The following is a 19,242-nucleotide window of genomic DNA, read 5'->3' as shown; positions in this document are numbered from 1 at the left end:
GGAGGTGGTGGGCCGGAGGGGTAGGGGTGTGGGACGTAAAGCGAAGCAGTCCCACACCCCTACCCCGGAGGACCGCCACCGCACCCCGAAAAGCCCCGCGCAGCGGCACCCAGCCCGCCGCAGGCGCAACGGCGACAAACCCCCACGGCGGGAAAGCCAAAAACGTGGGAAGCCAGCCAAGCGCAGCGGACGGGCTGCGAGAGACTAGTGGCATGCCCATTCACGAGAATCTGCTCGGGGGACCGCCCCCGACTCATCTGCCCGACGACCCGGAGCCCCGTGAGCTGCTCGCCGCGGGGACCGCGCCGTCCGATGTCGCCGCGAAGTACCCGACCTCCTCGCTGGCCTGGGCGCAGCTCGCGGACGATGCGTTCGAGCAAGGGCGGGTCGTCGAGTCGTACGCCTACGCCCGCACCGGCTACCACCGCGGTCTGGACGCGCTGCGCCGGGCCGGCTGGAAGGGCCATGGTCCGGTGCCCTTCGAGCACGAGCCCAACCGCGGCTTCCTGCGGGCCCTGCACGCCCTCGCCCGTGCCGCCCAGGCGATCGGCGAGCAGGACGAGTACGAGCGCTGCGCGACCTTCCTGCGCGACTCCTCGCCGACCGCGGCCGACACCCTCTCCTGAGCCGGGACCGGGCCCGCCTGGCCCTGTGACCAGGCGGGCCTTGCACTCTGCGGGGACCATTGCGGAAGATGCCCGGTGGGGACCGGGGCCCCCGTGCCGGCATGGCAGGGGCGGACCGCTACCCGGAGTACGTTTCGAGGAGACAGCGATGTCCCACGAGGTAACCGGCGGGGCTCAGGAGCCTGAGACCCCGAACCTCGACTTCGCAGGTACCACCCCGTACGAGGACTACGTCCAGGCGGACGTCCTCACCCACCTCCAGCACCCGCTCTCCGACGACCCCGGCGAGATGGTCTTCCTGGTCACCACGCAGGTCATGGAGCTGTGGTTCACCGTCATCGTCCATGAGTGGCAGACCGCCGCCGCGGCGCTGCGCCGCGACGACGTGACGGTGGCGATGGAGGCGCTGCGCCGCTCCACCTACGAGCTGGAGGCGCTGAACGCCGCCTGGAAGCCGCTGGCGAAGCTGACCCCGGCGCAGTTCAACGCGTACCGCAGCGCGCTCGGTGAGGGCAGCGGTTTCCAGTCCGCGATGTACCGGCGGCTGGAGTTCCTGCTCGGCGAGAAGTCCGCGTCGATGCTGGTGCCGCACCGCGGCGCCCCGCGGGTGCACGCCGAGCTGGAGAAGGCTTTGCAGGAGCCGAGCCTGTGGGACGAGGTGCTGCGGCTGCTCGCCCGCCGCGGTTACGCCGTTCCCGCGGCCGTGCTGGAGCGGGACCCGGCGCAGCGCTACGAGCCGGACCCGGCCGTCGAGGCCGTCTGGGCCGAGGTCTACGCCGGTTCGCAGGAGTCCGAGCTGGTCCGGCTCGGCGAGGCGCTGACCGATGTCGCCGAGCTGGTGTGGCGCTGGCGCAACGACCATCTGGTCGCGACCCGGCGGGCCATGGGGACGAAGACGGGAACCGGAGGTTCGGCGGGCGTGGCCTGGCTGGAGAAGCGGGCCCGCAAGAACGTCTTCCCCGAGCTGTGGACGGCGCGCAGCCATGTCTGAGATGCCTGTGAACCATGACGCTGCGGAGCGTGAACTGGCAGTACGCGCGGGGCAGTTGGACGCCGCCGATGTGCTCGCCGCGGTGCGCGGGCGGTTCGCCCTGGACGACACCGCCTACCTCGACGGCAACTCGCTGGGCGCGCTGCCGCGGGCGGTGCCGGACCGGATAGCCGAGGTCATCACCCGCGAGTGGGGCGAGCTGCGCATCCGCTCCTGGACGGAGTCCGGCTGGTGGAGCGCGCCCGAGCGGGTCGGTGACAAGATCGCTCAGCTGATCGGGGCGGCCCCGGGCCGGGTGGTGGTCGGCGACTCGACCAGCGTCAACATCTTCAAGGCCGTGGTCGGCGGCGTCCGGATGGCCGGGAAGGGCTGCACCGAGATCCTGGTCGACGCCACGACGTTCCCGACCGACGGCTATATCGCCCGGTCCGCGGCCCGGATGACGGGCCTCGCGGTACGGCCCGTGGAGCCGTCCCGGATCGCCGACGAGGTCACCGAGCGCACCGCGCTGGCGCTGGTCAACCACATCGACTACCGCACCGGCGAGCTCAACGACCTGCCTGGCATCACCACGGCGCTGCACTCCGCGGGTGCGCTCGCCGTCTGGGACCTGTGCCACAGCGCGGGCGCTTTGCCGGTCGGGCTCGACGCGCACCACGTCGATCTCGCCGTGGGCTGTACGTACAAGTACCTCAACGGCGGGCCGGGCTCGCCCGCGTACCTCTATGTCCGCGAGGGCCTCCAGGAGCGGTTCGAGTCGCCGCTGCCGGGCTGGAACTCGCACGCCGACCCGTTCGCGATGGAGCCCGGCTACACCCCCGCCGACGGCATCGCGCGCGGCCGGGTCGGCACCCCGGACATCCTGTCGCTGCTCGCCCTGGAGGCGGCGCTGGATGTCTGGGAGGGGGTCGCCCTGGAGGACGTACGCAGCAAGAGCCTCGCGCTGACCGACTTCTTCCTGGAGTGCGTGGCGGCGTATGTGCCGGCCGGCCGGGCCCGCCCGGTCACCCCGCTGGACCACCGGCGGCGCGGCAGCCAGGTGTCGCTGGCGTGCCCGGACGCGGGCGCGGTGATGGCCGAGCTGATCCGGCGCGGGGTGGTCGGCGACTTCCGCCACCCCGACGTGCTGCGCTTCGGCTTCGCGCCGCTCTACACCTCCTTCGCGGAGGCGGAGCGGGCGGCGTGGACGCTCGGCGAGGTGCTGGGGGCGCAGCCGGGCGCGGACGGGGCCGGCGGGTGAGCGTGGCGGACGAGGAGACGGCGCTGCTGGGGCTCGCCCCGGTGGCGCCGGACCGCACGGTGGCCTACGGCCCGCATCCGGACCAGATCGTCGATCTGTACGGGCCGGCGGCGGGGGCGTCCGGCCCGCTGGTGGTGCTGCTGCACGGCGGGTTCTGGCGCGCGGCCTACGACCGCCGGCACCTGTCGCCGCTCGCCGCCGCGGTGGCCGGGCGGGGGCTGCCGGTGGCGCTGGCCGAGTACCGCAGGGTCGGCGCGGGCGGCGGGGCGCCGCAGACGTTCGAGGACGTGGCGGCGGGCATCGAGGCGGCGGCGGGCGAGACCGGCGCGGCCGGGGGCCTGGTCGTCGTCGGCCACTCGGCGGGCGGCCATCTCGCGCTGCTCGCCGCCGCCCGCCCCGGCACGCCCGTGACCCGGGTGATCGCCGTCTCGCCGGTCGCCGATCTGGCGCGCGCCCATGAGCTGGGACTGAGCAACGGCGCGGTCGCCGAACTCCTGGGCGCGGGCCCCGGCCTGCCGGAGCGCCTCGCCGCCGCCGACCCGGCCCGCCGCCCCCCGGCCGGCGTCCCGGTCACGATCCTGCACGGCACCGACGACGGGGACGTCCCCCTGGACGTCTCCCGCCGTTACGCGGCCGCGCACCCCGCCGGTACGGACCTGCGCGAGCTGCCGGGCGTGGGCCACTACGCGCCGGTCACGCCCGGCACGGCGAGCTGCGGCACGCTGCTGGGGCTCCTGGAGCAGCCCCTGTAGTACTTGAGACGGACCCCGCCAGATCCGCACTGGTGGGGACGCCACGGGGCCGCGCTCTGCTTACCGTTGTCAGCGTGAACGAGAAGACCCAGACGCAGGGCTCCCTGCGCTCCGAGGCCCGGATTGCCCATGGCGCGCTGCACCGGCTGCGCCAGGACCTGTTCGTCGACGCCTTCGCCTTCCGCCCGCTGCCGCCGCTGGAGGACGCCAAGGTGTCCCGGTGGGTGCCCTGGCTGCCGGAGCGGCTGCGCCACTGGGCGCGCTGGCTGCCGCACCTGATCGTGGGCTTCTTCGCGGTGCTGGTCTTCCTCGCCTCCTACACCATGAGCTACGACATCGGCCCGGTGCGCGGCATCCTGGTGGCCGGCTACTGCCTGCTGGTGGCCGCCCCGCCGGCCATCACGCTCTTCCGCCCGGTGGGCGCCTACTGGATCTCGCTGTTCGCGACGGTCGTGGGGTGGTTCGCCGCGATGAGCTTCTCCGCGTCCGCCAGCCCTTTCGGGGGCGCGGCCTTCCCCACCCACCTCGCCGTGATGACCCTCGTGGTGCTGCGCACCCGGCCGCGGCTGGCGGTGGAGATGTGGCTGGTCACCTTTGGTGTGGCTGCCGTGCTGACGGTGTTCACCGGCGGTGACCCGGGCGAGCTGCCGCCGGTGGCGTTCGTCTTCGGTGTGGTGCTGGTCGCCGCCGCGGCGGTGCGCGCCTGGCGTGAGGAGCGCCGGCAGGTCGTCGAGACGCAGACCGCCACCGCCGAGGAGCGCTCCCGGCGGACGCTCCTGGAGGAGCGCGCCACCATCGCCCGCGAGCTGCACGATGTGGTCGCGCACCATATGTCCGTGATCGCCATCCAGGCCGAGGCCGCCCCGTACCGGGTCGAGAACACCCCGCCCGAGCTCGCCACGTCCTTCGCGACGATCCGCGAGAACGCCGTCGCCGCGCTCACCGAACTGCGCCGCATCCTGGGCGTGGTCCGCTCCGAGGACCCGGACGCCTTCGTCGACAGCGACCCGGAGGCCCCGCAGCCGACGCTCGCCAGCCTCGACTCGCTGCTCGGCAGCGTCCGCAGCGCCGGACTGACCGTCGAGGCCGTGATCACCGGCGCGCCCCGGCCGCTGCCGCAGGGCGTGGAGCTGTCCGCGTACCGGATCGTCCAGGAGGCCCTGAGCAATGCGCTGCGGCATGCGCCGGGCGCCGAGGCCCGGGTGGAGATCTCCTACGTCCTGGGCGGGATCGGCCTGCGGATCGTCAACGGCGCCCCGAGCCGGCTGGCCAAGCCGTCACCGGGCGCGGGGCACGGCGTACTGGGCATGCGCGAACGGGTACAGATGCTGGGCGGCGAGATGACCGCCGATCACACCGAGGACGGCGGCTTCGAGGTCGCCGCGTTCATCCCGGTGTCGAGCGCGGCGGGGGAGACCACGCCCGGGGGGAGCAACGCATGATCCGGGTACTGATCGTCGACGACCAGGTGATGGTCCGCGAGGGCTTCTCCGTCCTGCTCAACGCCATGCCGGACATCGAGGTCGTCGGCGAGGCCGTGGACGGGCGCCAGGCGGTGCACAAGGTCGCCGTCCTCAAGCCCGATGTCGTCCTGATGGACATCCGGATGCCGGAGATGAACGGTCTGGAGGCGACCCGCGAGATCGTCGCCGCCGACGCGGACGCCAAGGTCCTGGTGCTGACCACCTTCGACCTCGACGAGTACGTCTACCAGGCGCTGCGCGCCGGGGCCAGCGGCTTCCTCCTCAAGGACGCCTCGGCCGGGCAGCTCGCCGAGGGCGTGCGCATCGTCGCCTCCGGCGAGGCGCTGCTCGCGCCGACCGTGACCAAGCGTCTGATCTCCGAGTTCTCCCGTCTGGGCACCCCGCGCGCCCCCGCCCAGGAGCGCATCGCCGATCTCACCGAGCGCGAGACGGAGGTGCTGGTGCTGGTCGCCCAGGGCCTGTCGAACGGTGAGATCGCAGAGCACCTCGTCGTCGCGGAGTCCACGGTCAAGACGCATGTCAGCCGCATCCTGGTGAAGCTGGGGCTGCGCGACCGCACGCAGGCGGCGGTCTTCGCGTACGAGGCGCGGCTGGTGACGCCGGGAGGCTGACGGATCGCCGTCCACAGGCTGTGGACAGAAGAAGTGCGCCGCCGGAGTCCGCTACAGCTCCGGCGGCGCACGGATGCGGGGGCGGCGGTTTCACGTGAAACCGCCGCCCGGGGTCAGCCGATGTCGCGACGGCGGAGTCCGGTGAGGCCGACGGCGGCGAAGAGGACGCTCAGTCCCAGCAGCCAGAGGAACGGGGCCGCGGTGGCCTCGGCGCCGGGGAGCTTGGGCAGATGGCCGAACGGCGAGAGGTCCATCACCCACTGGGGGAACTTCAGGCTGGGGCCGATCCACCCGATGGCCAGGCAGCCGCCCACGACGGCCCAGACGGCGGTGGTCGCCTTGGGCAGCACCCCGAAGACCAGGACCGCTAGCCCGGTGAGCGTCCAGACCGCCGGGACCTGCGCGAGCGCGGCGGCCAGGACCGGCCCCAGCGCTCCGCCGAGGTCGTCGACGGAGATGCCGTACGACAGGCCCAGGGCCAGGCCGCCGCAGGCCAGGATGGCGGCGGTGCCCGCGTAGGCGACGGCCAGATGGCTGCCGGCCCAGCGGAGCCGGCCCACCGCGCCGGCCAGTACGGGCTCCGCGCGCTCCCCGGTCTCCTCACCGCGCAGCCGGAGCACCGCCCCCGCCGCGTAGATCGCCGCGACCATGCCGAGCATGCCGGTCATCGTGGCCAGGAAGGCGTCGGTCAGCCCCTGCTGCCCGCCCATCCGCTCGACGATCTCCCGTGTCTGCCGATTGCCGCCGACCAGGTCGGAGGCGCCCTCGGCGATCCCCCCGAAGACCCCGCCGGCGCACAGGAAGCCGAGCGCCCAGCCCAGCAGCGTGGTGCGCTGGAGACGCCAGGCCAGCCCGAAGGGGCCGGCCAGCGAGCGCGGCGCCACGGCCGGCCCCGGGCGGGCGGGCAGGAAGCTCATCCCGATGTCGCGGCGGGCGGTCAGGGCGTATGCGGCACCGACCGCCAGCGCGCCCGCCGCGACGAAGAGCAGCAGGACCCACCAGCGTTCCCCGGCGTACGCGCGGAGGTTCTGCGACCAGCCGATCGGCGAGATCCAGGTGAGCGGGGAGGCGGCACCGGCCGTGCCGGCATCGCCCGCGGCACGCAGCGCGAAGGCGAGGCCGAGGGCCGCGCCGGTCAGCCCCTTGGCCATCCGCGCGCTCTCGGTGAGCTGGGCGGCGATGGCGGCCAGGGCGGCGAAGAGCATGCCGGTGCAGCCGATGGCGAGGCCCAGCGCCAGCGAACCGCCGGCCGGCAGACCGGACGCGGACAGGCCGGTGGCGATCAGGGCGGCGAGTACGGCGTTGGCGAGCAGCGCCGTCAGCAGGGCCGCGGTCAGCGGTGCGCGGCGGCCGACCATCGCGGCGGAGAGCAGCTCCTGACGGCCCGTCTCCTCCTCCTCGCGGGTGTGCCGCACGACGATCAGCAGGCTCATCACCGAGGCGAGGACGGCACCGAAGCCGGCCATCCGCCAGGCGATCAGGCCGCCGACGGAGTCGCTGAAGACCGGCCCGTACAGCGCGCGCATCGAGCCGTTGGAGTTCATCGAGCCGGCCAGTTGGGCGCGCTTGGCGGCGGTGTCGTACAGGGCCTCGAAGGCCGATCCCATGGAGGCGACGCTGACTCCGAGCGCCAGCACCCAGGCCGGGATCATCATCCGGTCGCGGCGCAGGGCGAGGCGCAACAGGGCGCCGGTGCCCGCCAGATGACGGGCGCGCGCCGCGCGGGCGGGCAGGTGTGCGGCCACGGCGGTCATTGCGCGACCGCCCCTGCACCGCGCACGCCCTCGCGCATCTCGCCGCGTACGTCGTCCTGGTAGTGCCGGAGAAAGAGCTCCTCCAGGGTCGGCGGGGTGCTGGTCAGGCTGCGGACGCCGGAGCTGCCGAGCGAGCGCAGTACGGCGTCGAGCTTGTCGGTGTCGACCTGGAGCCGGACGCGGTGCCCCTGGCCTCCCGCGATCGGCTGGGTGGCCAGGTCGTGCACACCGGGGAGCGCGGCCAGCCCGTTGGGCGGCCCCGCGAGTTCGGCGATGACCGAGGTGCGGGTCAGATGCCGCAGCTCGCCCAGGGAGCCGGATTCCACGGTCCGTCCCTTGCGGATGATGCTGACGCGGTCGCAGAGCGCCTCGACCTCGGACAGCACATGGCTGGAGAGCAGGACCGTACGGCCGCGGTCGCGCTCCTCGGCGACGCAGTCCTGGAAGACCTCCTCCATCAGCGGGTCCAGCCCGGAGGTCGGCTCGTCGAGGATCAGCAGGTCGACGTCGGAGGCGAACGCGGCGACCAGGGCGACCTTCTGACGGTTGCCCTTGGAGTACGTACGCCCCTTCCTCGTGGGGTCGAGTTCGAACCGCTCCAGGAGCTCGGCCCGCCGCGCGGTGTCCAGGCCCCCGCGCAGCCGCCCGTAGAGGTCGATGACCTCGCCGCCGGAGAGGTTGCGCCACAGGGTGACATCGCCGGGGACGTAGGCGATGCGGCGGTGCAGCTCGACGGCGTCGTGCCAGGGATCCCTGCCAAGGAGCCGGGCGGTGCCGCCGTCGGCGCGCAGCAGGCCGAGCAGGACGCGGATCGTCGTGGACTTGCCGGCGCCGTTGGGGCCGAGGAAGCCGTGTACCTCACCCGCCTCGACGTCCAGGTCGAGGCCGTCGAGCGCCTGGGTGCGCCCGAAGGACTTGTGGAGGCCGTCCACCCGGATCGCAGGAGCGGGAGCGATTGCCTTGGTCATGATTCGGAAGCTACGCTAGTTTCATAAATTTGTGAAGTTAAGAAACCGTATAAAGTCGGGGGAGCGGCTCTGATCAGGGGAGATGATGCGGATATGGCGGACATGAGTGAGCGGCAGCAGGGCGACGACACACGCACCCGGGAGGCGGTCTCGCGGTTCGTCGAGCGCTTCGCGGCCCAGCTGGTCGAGGCGGGCATGGCGCGGATGCCCGCCCGGGTCTTCGCCTGCCTGCTCGCCTCGGACTCCGGCGTGCTGACCTCCGCCGAACTGGGCGAGCAGCTCCAGATCAGCCCCGCCGCCGTCTCCGGCGCGATCCGCTACCTCGCCCAGGTCGACATGGTCAGCCGGGAGCGCGAGCCGGGCTCCCGCCGCGACCGCTACCGCGTCCACAGCGACCAGTGGTACGAGGCCATGGCGCGCCGGGAGAACGTCCTCACCCGCTGGGAGGGCACGCTGCGCGACGGCGTCGAGAGCCTCGGCGCGACCACTCCCGCCGGCCGCCGCCTCAACGAGACCCTGGTCTTCTTCGAGTTCCTGCAAAAGGAGCTGCCCGCCCTGCTGGAGCGCTGGCGCGACCACCGCGACCAGCTGCGCGCCGAGTACGACGGCTAGGGCCTGACCGATGGGTCATGGCCGGGTCCGCTCCAGGCCCCGTCACCCCGCGGCAGCTGCAGCCGCCAGGCCCCCGGCTGCACGGTCCAGGTCCGGGTCCTGACCGGGCCGCCGACCACCGCGTCCGCCCGGTAGTGGAAGTCCGCGCCGGACACCGTCACCGCCCGCGCCCGGGCCCGTACCGGCCGCCCTTCGTCCGGCCAGTGCACCACGACCTCGGCCAGCTCCCCGCCGGCGCCGCCGCCGGGCCGGCCAGACGGCCCGGCGTGGGCGCCCGGCACCACCGACACCCCGCGCACCGGCCGGTCCAGATCCGCCAGCAGCACCCCGTCCGCCTCGATCCGCAGCCGCTGGCCCGGCACCTGTGCGCGCCGGCCGCCCCGGCCCGCCGCCGGTGCCAGCAGCGCCAGCGCCGTACGGGCGGTCCGCGCGGCCGGCCCCCACCACGGCCGGTGCCGCTCCGGCAGCCCGCCGTGCGCACCTCGCGCGGCCACCGGATCCACCGGCTCCAGGGCGTCGGCCGGGGCGGCCGCCCCCGGTACCAGCGGCCCGGGACCACGGCGGGGGAGCCCTCCCCGGTCGCTGCCGCACGGGATCCGCAGCCCGCCCAGCACGATCCCGTCGCTGTCGTCCGTGAGCAGGTCCATCGGCCGCTCCCCGCCGTCCAGGACGGCCCGCGCCGCGGCGACCGTGTCCGTGGGCACGCCCAGCGTGCGGCTCAGCGCGACGGCGGCCGGCGCCCCGACCGGCACCATCGAGACCGGCACCCCGGCCAGCTCCCGCTCCTTGTGCAGCAGGCCCACGACCCTCAGCAGCGCCCGGTCGTCACCGATCACCACCGGCCGCCGCTGCCCCCGCCGGGCAAGAATCCGCGCGAACTCCTCCGGCCCCTCGGGCAGGCAGATTTTCGCCCCCGCGCCCGCGCACAGGACATCCTTCGCGATCCGCACGGATTCCCCGTCCGTACTGCGGGCGACCGGGTCGATGACCACGAGCAGGGGGTGGCCCCGAACGGAGTCCACGGGAGAGTGCCCAGAAGGCTGCGCCGACACCTCGGTCCTTCCTCAGGTAGCATCTCGGTGCAAGAGCCCCTTGCGCTATTGCGCCAGGGGCTTCGTCTATTCCGGGGCACCGGTTCAACGGCTCTAGCGATGACGGACGCGTGAACACGCACGCTGACGCCATCCACGCACGTTGGACATGCCCCGCCCGGAAGGGGTGTACGCCTGTGCCCGCACTTGTGCTGCTCGGTGCTCAGTGGGGTGATGAGGGCAAGGGAAAGGCCACCGACCTGCTCGGTGGATCCGTTGATTATGTGGTGCGCTACCAGGGCGGCAACAACGCCGGCCACACGGTCGTCGTCGGCGACCAGAAGTACGCGCTGCACCTTCTCCCTTCCGGAATCCTCTCGCCGGGGTGCACCCCGGTCATCGGCAACGGCGTCGTCGTCGACCCGGCGGTCCTGCTCTCCGAGCTGAGCGGACTCAACGAGCGCGGCGTCGACACGTCCAAGCTGCTGATCAGCGGTAACGCGCACCTGATCACCTCGTACCACACCACGCTCGACAAGGTGACCGAGCGCTTCCTCGGCAAGCGGAAGATCGGCACCACCGGCCGCGGTATCGGCCCGACCTACGCCGACAAGATCAACCGCGTCGGCATCCGGGTGCAGGACCTCTACGACGAGTCGATCCTCACCCAGAAGGTCGAGGCGGCGCTCGACGTCAAGAACCAGCTCCTGACCAAGCTCTACAACCGCCGCGCCATCGAGGCCGGCCAGGTCGTGGAGGAGCTGCTGGGCTACGCCGAGCAGATCAAGGGCTATGTCGCCGACACCACGCTGATCCTCAACAACGCGCTCGACGACGACAAGGTCGTGCTCTTCGAGGGCGGCCAGGGCACGCTGCTCGACATCGACCACGGCACGTACCCCTTCGTCACGTCCTCGAACCCGACCGCGGGCGGCGCCTGCACGGGTGCCGGCGTCGGTCCCACGAAGATCAACCGCGTTATCGGCATCCTCAAGGCCTATACGACGCGCGTCGGCGCCGGACCGTTCCCGACCGAGCTGTTCGACAAGGACGGCGAGGCGCTGCGCACCATCGGCGGCGAGCGCGGTGTCACCACCGGCCGGGACCGCCGCTGCGGCTGGTTCGACGCGGTCATCGCCCGCTACGCGACCCGGGTCAACGGCCTGACGGACTTCTTCCTCACCAAGCTGGACGTGCTGACCGGCTGGGAGCAGATCCCGGTCTGCGTCGCGTACGAGATCGACGGCAAGCGCGTCGAGGAGCTGCCGTACAGCCAGACCGACTTCCACCACGCGAAGCCGGTCTACGAGATGCTGCCGGGCTGGACCGAGGACATCTCCAAGGCGAAGACCTTCTCCGAGCTGCCGAAGAACGCCCAGGCGTACGTCAAGGCGCTGGAGGAGATGTCCGGCGCCCCGATCTCGGCGATCGGCGTCGGCCCCGGCCGCGACGAGACGATCGAGATCAACTCGTTCATCTGACGCGGTGATCTCCGGTCGTGGCCGGCGGGCGTCTGCCCGCCGGCCACGGCTTCTTTTCGCTCGCGTGAGTGATCCGCTGCGGAAGGGCGTGCCGCCCGGCCGGCTCGACACCGAGATCCTCAAGAACTACGTCCGCTGACCCCCGCGCGGACCACGGCCCCGGACGGGCGTTCCGTCCGGGGCCGTGGCGTGGCGGGGGCCCGCCTTAACCCGCACCGGGGGAGGCCTTAACCCGGCCGTTCCTAGCGTGCACGGACCGACGACGGACCATGCGACGCAGGGGAGTGGGAGACGCCGTGGAGACCTACGGGCAACTGGTGGCGCGGCTGGGGATCGATCTGGCCGCGGTGGGCGTGCTGACCTTCGCCGTGTACTACCCGCGGCACCGGCGGCGCGATCTGGTGCCGGCCTATCTGGCGCTGAACGTCGCGCTGTTCTCGGTGGTCGCGGCCCTGGCGCGGGTGGGCGCGGGCGGTGGCATGGCGCTCGGCTTCGGGCTGTTCGGGGTGCTGTCGATCATCCGGCTGCGCTCGGACTCCATCCAGCACGAGGAGGTCGCGTACTACTTCACGACCCTGGTGCTGGGCCTGCTGTGCGCGCTGCCGCATCTGCCGCTCGCCGTCGCCGCGGCGCTGGCCGTGCTGCTGTTGCTGGTCATCCATGTCGCCGACCATCCGCGGCTGCTGTCCGGCACCCGCCGCGCCGTGGTCACCCTGGACGTGGTGCACGCCGACGAGGAAGCCCTGCGCGCCGACTTGGCGCGGCGCCTGGGCGAGCCGCTGGGCTGGACGGTGCAGAAGGTGGATTTCGTCCGGGACTTGATGGTGGTGGATGTTCGTTTCCGCGCATCGGAACCTTCTCGGTCCGTGAAGCGTAGAACGCGTACGACGGCAACGCCTTCGACCATGACGCCCGCCACCGGACAGCGCGCTCCCCGGTCCCGCACGATCCCCCTTCCCCCAGCTCCCCCCTCCTCCGCCAAGGAGACCGTGTGAACCCCGCCGTACGCGCCCTCGCCCGCGCCACCATGGCCGCGCGCCCCGTGCCGCTCGCCGACGTCCAGGCACGGGCCGAACTCCTCGCCCGCTACGACCACAGCTACCTCGTCCCGGTCGAGGTCTTCGCCCCGTTCGCCGCCGAACTCACCGACCCCCGCAGGCCCGGTGGCCCGTTCGCCGCGCTGTGCATCAACGGGCGCCGCTGGTTCCGCTACCACTCCGTCTACTACGACACCCCCGACCTGCGGTGCTTCCACGACCACCGGCAGGGCCGACGGCTGCGCTACAAGATCCGCGAGCGGCTGTACGAGGACACCGGGGAGCGGCAGTTCGAGATCAAGCTCAAGGGCCGCAGAGGGGAGACGGTCAAGCACCGGCAGCCGCTGATGCCCGGTGACCCGGCCCTCGGCGCGGCGTCGCGCGGCTTCCTCGCCTCCGTACTGGACCGCTGCTACGGCATCGCGGCCCCCACCGAGCTGGAGCGCTCGATCGAGACCGACTACGTCCGGGCCACGTTCGTCGCGGACGGTCAGCGCATCACCTGCGACGCGGCGCTGCTGTGCCGGGACCCGGAGACCGGCCGCACGGTACGGGCCGACGGCGGACTGGTCCTCGTCGAGACCAAGACCACCGGCCGTCTGACGGCCGCGGACCAGCTGCTGCACGGCCACGGACTGCGGGCCGCCGAATTCACCAAGTACTGCGGTGCGTTGGCGGCGCTGCGCCCGGACCTGAGCGCCAATCACTGGCGGCGGGCGGTACGGACGGCCTTCCCCACGGCCGCCGCCTGACCCGCGCGCCGCGGCGCTCAGCCGCCGCCGGCCGCCCCTGCCCGGCCGGCCCCGCCCCCGAACTCCACCGCGATCCGGGCGCCCCCGCCCGCCGCGGCGCCGAACTCCACCGCGCCGCCCGACTCCCGGGCGGCGCGGCGCACGATGTCCAGGCCGAGGCCCGTGGAGCCGCCGCCGCTGTTGCCGCGGCCGGGGACCAGGCCGTCGGGGAAGCCGGGCCCGTCGTCCTCGACGACCAGCCGGCCACCGCCCCCGTCCCCGCGCAGGACCGCCAGCCGCATCCCGGCCCGCTCCGGCGTGTGGTCGAAGACATTGCCGATCAGCGCATCGACCGCGGCCGCCAGCTCGGTCCGCTCGGCACGTACGGGCACCGCTGCCGCCGCGTCGCCGTCGGGAGCGGCGAAGGCCAGGGCGCGTCCCTGGTCCTCCGCCAACGGGCGCCAGAAGTCGGCCCGTTCGCGGACGACGGCGGCCAGGTCGGCGCACGCCGCCTCGCCGCCGCCGTCCCGCAGCGGCTTGCGGGCCGTCCGGATCACCTCGTCCACGCTGCGCTCCAGGGCCGCCACATCCGCGGCGATCCGCTCCGCCTCCGCCGGATCACGCAGCCCCTCGGCGTCCAGGCGCAGCGCGGCGACCGGGGTGCGCAGCCGGTGCGCCAGGTCGGCGGCGTTCTCCCGCTCGGCGGTCAGGAAGCCCTGGATGCGCTCGGCGAGATGGTTGAGCTGACCGGCGACCAGGCGCAGCTCGGGCGGGCCCGAGGGCTCGGCGCGGGCGGTCAGATCGCCGCCCGCCAGCCGGTCGGCGACGACCGCCAGCCGGCGGGTGGAGCCGACCAGCCGGGAGCCGAGCCGGTCGGCGAAGACCAGGCCCAGCAGCATCAGCCCGGCGCCGATCCCGGCGAAGGCGAGGGAGGAGGCCAGCGTCCCGGCGTACAGCTGCTCCTCGCCGAGGCCGACCTGGATGACGGCGGTGCCGCCGGCCACACCCTGGACGGGGACCAGCACGGCCCGCCCGCCTCCGGAGGGCTCGTACGAGAACGCCCGCCCGTAGCGGGCCAGCCGCACCGCGTCGGTGACCGGCGCCGCCGGGCCCAGGACCGTGCCGTCGGCCAGGATCACCGACGTACGGGGCAGGTCGGGGCCGTTGGCGGCGGCGACGAGGGTGGCGGCGGCGCGGCGCCCGGAGGCCGTGGCGAGCGTGTGCCCCAGGCCGGCGGCCAGGGAGTGGGCGCGCGCGGTGGCGTCGGCGGTGGCCCGGTCGGCGGCGTGGCTGCGGGCCAGCAGGGACAGCGGAACGAGCAGCGCGGCGAGGACCAGCGCGGTGGTCGCGGCGGTGAGGAGCAGAATGCTGCGGCGCATGCGTCAGGGCCCCGGAGAGGCGGTGTCCGGCGGGGCCAGCTTCACGCCCACCGTGCGCACCGTATGGAGGTAGCGCGGCCGCTGCGCCGTCTCCCCCAGCTTCCGCCGCAGCCACGACAGATGGACGTCCACCGTCTTGTCGGCCCCGCCCAGCGGCTGCTGCCACACCTCGGCGAGCAGCTCCCGCCGGGAGACCACCTGCCCGGCGCGCCGCGCCAGATAGGCCAGCAGGTCGAACTCCCGGGGCGTGAGATCCAGCGCGGTGCCCGCCAGCGTCACCTCCCGCGCCGTCACGTCGATCGTCAACGCGCCCACGCATACGGCGGGTTCCGGCTCCTGGGCGCCCAGCCGCCGCAGCACCGCCTTGATCCGGGCGTCCAGCTGGGCGGCACCGAAGGGCTTGACGATGTAGTCGTCGGCGCCGTCACCGAGGGCGGCGACCATGTCCGGCTCGTCGTCCCGCGCGGTGGCGACGATCACCGGCACCTCGCTGACCGCGCGCAGCATCCGCAGCACCTGCGCACCGTCCAGATCGGGCAGCCCGAGGTCGAGCACGACGAGATCGGGGCGTTGGGTGACGGCGCTGTCGAGCCCGGACATCCCGGTCGCGGCGGTGGCGACGGCATGGCCGCGGTCGCGCAGCGCACGCAGCAGCGCACCGCGCAGCTGCGGGTCGTCCTCGACGACGAGTACATGGGCCATGCCGCCACCGTAGCCAGCGCCGATACGCGAACGGCAGGGCGGGCCACGGGCTTTGAGCCGGCCTTAACCGGGCGTTAGGAAAGGGTGCGGCAGACTGCGCACGACGGGAGGTGACGGCCATGGCCTGGCGCGGGGCGGTGACGGCGGCGGCCTGGGTGGCGGCGCTGGCGGCCGCGGGCGGGCTGGGTGCGTGGTCGCTGGCCGGCATCGTCGACCGTGCTGCCGGCGCCGTCACGCTGGACGACGACGCGCTGCGCGAGCGCCTCGCCGCGGCCCGCTCCGCCCACGCCACGCGGAGCCGCCCCTCCCCGACGGCCGCCCCGCCCCCCGCGGCCCCCGCCCGCACCCTGCGGGTCACCGGCGGCAGCCTCACCGCGGTGTGCCGCCCCGACGGCCGGATCTACCTCACGGCCTGGAGCCCCGACGCGGGATTCCACGTGGACGACGACGTGGCCCGCGGCCCCGCCGCCACCGCCGCCCTCGCATTCGAGCCGCTGGACGACGACATGGGCGAGGACCTCCCGTACGAGATCCGCTGCCGGGACGGACGGCCGAGGGCCCACCCGGTGCCCGATCGCGACGACTGACGCCCGGCCGGCAGGCCCTCGATGCCGCCGCCGCGGCTGTCACCTGGAGATTCCTCCAGAACCGTAGACAGTCTGTCCGCGCGCGTGGCGAGCGCCATACACACTGTCGGTACCGGTCAGCACACCGTGATCCCTAGGCTGTGGGCGTTCGCCGCCCGTCCACGGCGGACCCGAGCGACCCGATCCGAGGTACTGACCGTGACCACGAAGCACCCCGCTGCCGACCCTGCCGCCGGCGCCGCCGTCAAGGCCGACGACCGCGCGCACGTCTTCCACTCCTGGTCCGCGCAGGGCCTGATCGACCCGCTGGCGATCGCCGACGCCGAGGGCTCGTACTTCTGGGACTACGACGGCAACCGCTACCTCGACTTCTCCTCCCAGCTGGTCAACACCAACATCGGCCACCAGCACCCCAAGGTCGTCGCGGCCATCCAGGAGCAGGCCGCGAAGCTGTGCACCATCGCGCCCGGCTTCGCCGTGGACGTCCGCTCGGAGGCCGCCCGGCTGGTCGCCGAGCGCACCCCCGGGGACCTCGACAAGATCTTCTTCACCAACGGCGGCGCGGAGGCCGTGGAGAACGCGGTCCGGATGGCCCGGCTGCACACCGGCCGCGCCAAGGTGCTCTCCGCCTACCGCTCGTACCACGGCGCCACCGCCGCCGCGATCAACCTGACCGGCGACCCGCGCCGCTGGCCCTCCGACACCGCCTCCGCGGGCGTCGTCCACTTCTGGGGCCCGTTCCTCTACCGCTCCGCCTTCCACGCCGACAGCGAGCAGCAGGAGTGCGAGCGCGCCCTCGCGCACCTCGAACAGACCATCGCCTTCGAGGGCCCGCAGTCGATCGCCGCGATCATCCTGGAGACCGTCCCGGGCACCGCAGGGATCATGGTCCCGCCGGCCGGCTACCTCGCCGGCGTCCGCGAGATCTGCGACCGCTACGGCATCGTCTTCATCCTCGACGAGGTCATGGCGGGCTTCGGCCGCACCGGCCGCTGGTTCGCCGCCGACCACTTCGGCGTCACCCCCGACCTGCTGACCTTCGCCAAGGGCGTCAACTCCGGCTATGTCCCCCTGGGCGGCGTCGCGATCAGCGCCGAGATCGCCGAGACCTTCTCCCAGCGCCCCTACCCCGGCGGCCTGACGTACTCGGGACACCCCCTGGCCTGCGCCTCCGCCGTCGCGACCATCAACGCGATGGCCGAGGAGCGGATCGTCGAGAACGCGGCCGAGATCGGCGAGAGAGTCATCGGCCCGGCCCTGCGCGAGATCGCCGAGCGGCACCCCTCCGTCGGCGAGGTCCGCGGCCTGGGCGTCTTCTGGGCCCTTGACCTGGTCAGGAACAAGGAGACCCGCGAGCCGCTGGTGCCCTACAACGCCTCCGGCGCAGCCAACGCTCCGATGGCCGAATTCGCCGCGGCCTGCAAGCGCGGCGGTCTGTGGCCGTTCGTGAACATGAACCGTACGCACGTCGTCCCGGCCTGCACGATCACCGAGGCCGAGGCGAAGGAGGGCCTGACCGCCCTCGACGAGGCGCTCACCGCAGCGGACGCGCACACCGTCTGAAGCCGTGCGACCGGCCCTCGCCTATCGTGGGCGGGGGCCGCTCCCACCTGCGCGGTCACGGACGTCGAAGGAGACGCACACGATGGCCGCCGGCGGAGACAGCTCAGTCATACGTCGCAGCACCCTGCGCCAGCAGATCGCCGACGCGCTGCGCGACGAGGTCCTGGCGGGCCGGCTGCCGTCCGGCCACCCCTTCACCGTCAAGGAGATCGCCGACCAGTACGGCGTCTCCGCGACCCCGGTGCGCGAGGCCCTGCTCGACCTGTGCGCCCAGGGCCTGCTCGACGTCGAACAGCACCGCGGCTTCAAGGTGCACGCCTTCACCGCCGACGACTTCCGCGCCATGGTCGAGGCCCGCACCCTGATCATCGAGGGCATCTTCCGCAGCGACGCCGACCGGGCCCTGCGCGCCACCCCGTCCCAGGTGCTGATCTCCATCCGCCGCCGCGCCGACGAGGCCGAGCGGGCCGCCCGGGCCGGCGACCTGGACGTGCTCATCGGCTACGACCTGAGGTTCTGGCGCGAGCTGAGCAGCATCGTGAACAACGCCTACATCAGCGACTTCCTCGACCGGATCCGCGTCCAGACCTGGATGTTCGCGGTCCCGCTGCTGCGCCGCGACCCCGACCTGCGAGGCCGCCTCTGGCAGGGCCACAGCGCCCTGGCCGACGCCCTGCTCCGCCACGACCTGCCGGCCGCCCAGCAGCTGATCGCCGAGTACAACGAACACTCCCTCGCCCTCGTCGGATAGCGCCCACGCCCGCTCTCGTCGGATGGCGCGCCGGGCACTACGCTGTCCCGACTCGGCCGTAACCGGCCGTGTCCGTAGCTGTACGTGCGCCGGTGTCCCCGTCCCCGACCGGAAGCGAGCCCTCACCCGTGGCATGTGACCTGTGGCTGGTACCCCTCGTCGATGTGCTGTGCCACAGCCCCGACAACCCGTTCTCCGAAGAGATCGCCGCCTACGACAAGGCCCTGACGGAGGCGGGACTGCCACCGGTTCCGGTCTTCAGCTACATGCCGGGCCTGTCGGGCGACGTCGCCCCCATCGCCGGCTTCGACTACGACGCGCTGCACTTCCTGCGCCGCGCCTACCTGCTGCGGCTGTGCGGGCTGGAGGTGACTCCGGTGGACGAACTGGGCGGCGACTACGAGCAGTTGCTGGAGATGTTCGAGACCACCGCTCAGCAGTCCCACCTGGTGTGGCACTACGACCACGCCGGCGCGTACGTCCCGGTCGACTTCCCGCACCCGCTCGCCAACGACGAGCTGCTGGAGGGCGGCGGCCCGCTGGGTTCCTCGCACGGTCTGCTGCGCGACCTCGAACTGGTTGCGCCATCCCTGGGCATCGATCCGGCCAATCCCCCGGCGGCTCCGGCACCGCCGGCCGGCCCCACCTCTCTGGAAGAGCGCGCGGGCACACTGCCCCTGGACGACGGCCCCTTCGCCCGGGAACGCCATGTGTGGCTCGGCCTGCACGCCGCAGCCACCCGAAGCCTGGGCCAAGGCTCCATGATCGTCTTCAGCTGACCCACAACCACGGAGACTTCACCACAACAGGCACCCCCACCGGCCCCTTCCCACCCCCAACGGGAGGTGGCGGGCCGGAGGGGCAGTGTTTCCGGACGTAAAGCGAAGCAGTCCGGAAACACTGCCCCGGAGGCCCGACACCGGCACCCGAAAAGCCCCCCGC

General features: G+C 73.2%; 19 protein-coding genes. 14 read left to right on the top strand and 5 right to left on the bottom strand.

The genetic code is table 11. The annotated features are described in order from the left end of the window. Positions 1 to 212 precede the first annotated feature (212 nt). The 6 genes from ACWD6P_RS34490 to ACWD6P_RS34465 all read left to right on the top strand — a co-directional run bounded on the left by ACWD6P_RS34490 (position 213) and on the right by ACWD6P_RS34465 (position 5,704). Complete coding sequence (locus ACWD6P_RS34490) at positions 213 to 626, top strand: DUF3151 domain-containing protein (RefSeq protein ID WP_451448152.1); 414 nt, start codon at positions 213 to 215, stop codon at positions 624 to 626. A gap of 148 nt (positions 627 to 774) precedes the next feature. Continuing rightward, complete coding sequence (locus ACWD6P_RS34485) at positions 775 to 1,617, top strand: tryptophan 2,3-dioxygenase family protein (RefSeq protein ID WP_451448151.1); 843 nt, start codon at positions 775 to 777, stop codon at positions 1,615 to 1,617. Beyond that, positions 1,610 to 2,857 (top strand): kynureninase, encoded by a 1,248-nt coding sequence (gene kynU, locus ACWD6P_RS34480; RefSeq protein ID WP_451448150.1) that lies wholly within the window; start codon positions 1,610 to 1,612, stop codon positions 2,855 to 2,857. Before ACWD6P_RS34485 ends, kynU begins: the two co-directional genes overlap by 8 nt. Next, a complete protein-coding gene (locus ACWD6P_RS34475) occupies positions 2,854 to 3,609 on the top strand; it encodes an alpha/beta hydrolase family protein (RefSeq protein ID WP_451448149.1) in 756 nt (251 codons plus the stop codon). The genes kynU and ACWD6P_RS34475 overlap by 4 nt, the downstream gene beginning before the upstream one ends. A 74-nt stretch (positions 3,610 to 3,683) precedes the next feature. Then, positions 3,684 to 5,051 carry a sensor histidine kinase gene (locus ACWD6P_RS34470; RefSeq protein WP_451448148.1) on the top strand — a complete coding sequence of 456 codons (1,368 nt, stop codon included), beginning with the start codon at positions 3,684 to 3,686 and terminating at the stop codon, positions 5,049 to 5,051. Next, positions 5,048 to 5,704: a response regulator gene (locus ACWD6P_RS34465; RefSeq protein WP_451448147.1), complete on the top strand. Its 657-nt coding sequence runs from the start codon at positions 5,048 to 5,050 to the stop codon at positions 5,702 to 5,704. The genes ACWD6P_RS34470 and ACWD6P_RS34465 overlap by 4 nt, the downstream gene beginning before the upstream one ends. A 113-nt stretch (positions 5,705 to 5,817) precedes the next feature. On the opposite strand, the gene ACWD6P_RS34460 is transcribed toward ACWD6P_RS34465, so the two are convergent. Further along, on the bottom strand, positions 5,818 to 7,458 hold the full coding sequence (locus ACWD6P_RS34460; RefSeq protein ID WP_451448146.1) for an ABC transporter permease: 1,641 nt from the start codon (positions 7,456 to 7,458) through the stop codon (positions 5,818 to 5,820). After that, on the bottom strand, positions 7,455 to 8,426 hold the full coding sequence (locus ACWD6P_RS34455) for an ATP-binding cassette domain-containing protein (RefSeq protein WP_451448145.1): 972 nt from the start codon (positions 8,424 to 8,426) through the stop codon (positions 7,455 to 7,457). The genes ACWD6P_RS34460 and ACWD6P_RS34455 overlap by 4 nt, the downstream gene beginning before the upstream one ends. 102 nt (positions 8,427 to 8,528) lie before the next feature. On the opposite strand from ACWD6P_RS34455, the gene ACWD6P_RS34450 reads away from it, so the two are divergent. Beyond that, positions 8,529 to 9,038 (top strand): GbsR/MarR family transcriptional regulator, encoded by a 510-nt coding sequence (locus ACWD6P_RS34450; protein ID WP_451448153.1) that lies wholly within the window; start codon positions 8,529 to 8,531, stop codon positions 9,036 to 9,038. Here ACWD6P_RS34450 and ACWD6P_RS34445 read toward each other — a convergent pair. Further along, complete coding sequence (locus ACWD6P_RS34445) at positions 9,035 to 10,060, bottom strand: hypothetical protein (RefSeq protein ID WP_451448144.1); 1,026 nt, start codon at positions 10,058 to 10,060, stop codon at positions 9,035 to 9,037. The two genes, ACWD6P_RS34450 and ACWD6P_RS34445, sit on opposite strands and share 4 nt — an antisense overlap. A 206-nt stretch (positions 10,061 to 10,266) precedes the next feature. Here ACWD6P_RS34445 and ACWD6P_RS34440 point away from each other — a divergent pair, with 206 nt between their 5' ends. The 3 genes from ACWD6P_RS34440 (at position 10,267) to ACWD6P_RS34430 (ending at position 13,339) form a co-directional block, all read left to right on the top strand. After that, positions 10,267 to 11,550, top strand: a complete 1,284-nt coding sequence (locus ACWD6P_RS34440) for an adenylosuccinate synthase (RefSeq protein WP_451448143.1) — start codon at positions 10,267 to 10,269, stop codon at positions 11,548 to 11,550. Between the two features lie 296 nt (positions 11,551 to 11,846). Then, positions 11,847 to 12,545 (top strand): DUF4956 domain-containing protein, encoded by a 699-nt coding sequence (locus tag ACWD6P_RS34435; protein ID WP_451448142.1) that lies wholly within the window; start codon positions 11,847 to 11,849, stop codon positions 12,543 to 12,545. Further along, positions 12,542 to 13,339, top strand: coding sequence for a polyphosphate polymerase domain-containing protein (locus tag ACWD6P_RS34430; protein ID WP_451448141.1), 798 nt, complete (start codon positions 12,542 to 12,544; stop codon positions 13,337 to 13,339). Before ACWD6P_RS34435 ends, ACWD6P_RS34430 begins: the two co-directional genes overlap by 4 nt. A gap of 17 nt (positions 13,340 to 13,356) precedes the next feature. Here the strand turns inward: ACWD6P_RS34430 and ACWD6P_RS34425 are convergent, their stop codons facing one another. Together ACWD6P_RS34425 and ACWD6P_RS34420 are read right to left on the bottom strand one after the other, a co-directional pair. Continuing rightward, a complete protein-coding gene (locus ACWD6P_RS34425; protein WP_451448140.1) occupies positions 13,357 to 14,697 on the bottom strand; it encodes an ATP-binding protein in 1,341 nt (446 codons plus the stop codon). A 3-nt stretch (positions 14,698 to 14,700) separates the two neighbouring features. Beyond that, entirely contained in the window at positions 14,701 to 15,399 is a 699-nt protein-coding gene (locus ACWD6P_RS34420; RefSeq protein ID WP_451448139.1) for a response regulator transcription factor, read from the bottom strand. A 119-nt stretch (positions 15,400 to 15,518) separates the two neighbouring features. On the opposite strand from ACWD6P_RS34420, the gene ACWD6P_RS34415 reads away from it, so the two are divergent. The 4 genes from ACWD6P_RS34415 to ACWD6P_RS34400 all read left to right on the top strand — a co-directional run bounded on the left by ACWD6P_RS34415 (position 15,519) and on the right by ACWD6P_RS34400 (position 19,079). After that, positions 15,519 to 15,986 (top strand): hypothetical protein, encoded by a 468-nt coding sequence (locus ACWD6P_RS34415; protein WP_451448138.1) that lies wholly within the window; start codon positions 15,519 to 15,521, stop codon positions 15,984 to 15,986. Positions 15,987 to 16,184: 198 nt separating this feature from the next. Next, a complete protein-coding gene (locus ACWD6P_RS34410; protein ID WP_451448137.1) occupies positions 16,185 to 17,549 on the top strand; it encodes an aminotransferase class III-fold pyridoxal phosphate-dependent enzyme in 1,365 nt (454 codons plus the stop codon). An 82-nt stretch (positions 17,550 to 17,631) separates the two neighbouring features. Then, the gene (locus ACWD6P_RS34405) at positions 17,632 to 18,300 is read left to right on the top strand and encodes a GntR family transcriptional regulator (RefSeq protein WP_451448136.1); all 669 of its coding nucleotides are present in this window, start codon (positions 17,632 to 17,634) and stop codon (positions 18,298 to 18,300) included. Between the two features lie 128 nt (positions 18,301 to 18,428). Then, positions 18,429 to 19,079 (top strand): hypothetical protein, encoded by a 651-nt coding sequence (locus ACWD6P_RS34400; protein ID WP_451448135.1) that lies wholly within the window; start codon positions 18,429 to 18,431, stop codon positions 19,077 to 19,079. Positions 19,080 to 19,242 lie beyond the last annotated feature (163 nt).

It is taken from the genome of Streptomyces sp. NPDC002446 (genome assembly GCF_053595675.1).
The sequence above is the reverse complement of the archived record's forward strand: the minus strand, read 5'-3'. Positions and strand labels throughout refer to the sequence as shown.

What these genes read in the sequence shown, in the direction of transcription:
- ACWD6P_RS34490 (WP_451448152.1), top strand. Translation starts at nt 213, where the DNA reads ATGCCCATTCACGAGAATCTGCTCGGGGGACCGCCCCCGACTCATCTG.
- ACWD6P_RS34485 (WP_451448151.1), top strand. Translation starts at nt 775, where the DNA reads ATGTCCCACGAGGTAACCGGCGGGGCTCAGGAGCCTGAGACCCCGAAC.
- kynU (WP_451448150.1), top strand. Translation starts at nt 1,610, where the DNA reads ATGTCTGAGATGCCTGTGAACCATGACGCTGCGGAGCGTGAACTGGCA.
- ACWD6P_RS34465 (WP_451448147.1), top strand. Translation starts at nt 5,048, where the DNA reads ATGATCCGGGTACTGATCGTCGACGACCAGGTGATGGTCCGCGAGGGC.
- ACWD6P_RS34460 (WP_451448146.1), bottom strand. Translation starts at nt 7,458, where the DNA reads ATGACCGCCGTGGCCGCACACCTGCCCGCCCGCGCGGCGCGCGCCCGT.
- ACWD6P_RS34455 (WP_451448145.1), bottom strand. Translation starts at nt 8,426, where the DNA reads ATGACCAAGGCAATCGCTCCCGCTCCTGCGATCCGGGTGGACGGCCTC.
- ACWD6P_RS34450 (WP_451448153.1), top strand. Translation starts at nt 8,529, where the DNA reads ATGAGTGAGCGGCAGCAGGGCGACGACACACGCACCCGGGAGGCGGTC.
- ACWD6P_RS34425 (WP_451448140.1), bottom strand. Translation starts at nt 14,697, where the DNA reads ATGCGCCGCAGCATTCTGCTCCTCACCGCCGCGACCACCGCGCTGGTC.
- ACWD6P_RS34420 (WP_451448139.1), bottom strand. Translation starts at nt 15,399, where the DNA reads ATGGCCCATGTACTCGTCGTCGAGGACGACCCGCAGCTGCGCGGTGCG.
- ACWD6P_RS34415 (WP_451448138.1), top strand. Translation starts at nt 15,519, where the DNA reads ATGGCCTGGCGCGGGGCGGTGACGGCGGCGGCCTGGGTGGCGGCGCTG.
- ACWD6P_RS34405 (WP_451448136.1), top strand. Translation starts at nt 17,632, where the DNA reads ATGGCCGCCGGCGGAGACAGCTCAGTCATACGTCGCAGCACCCTGCGC.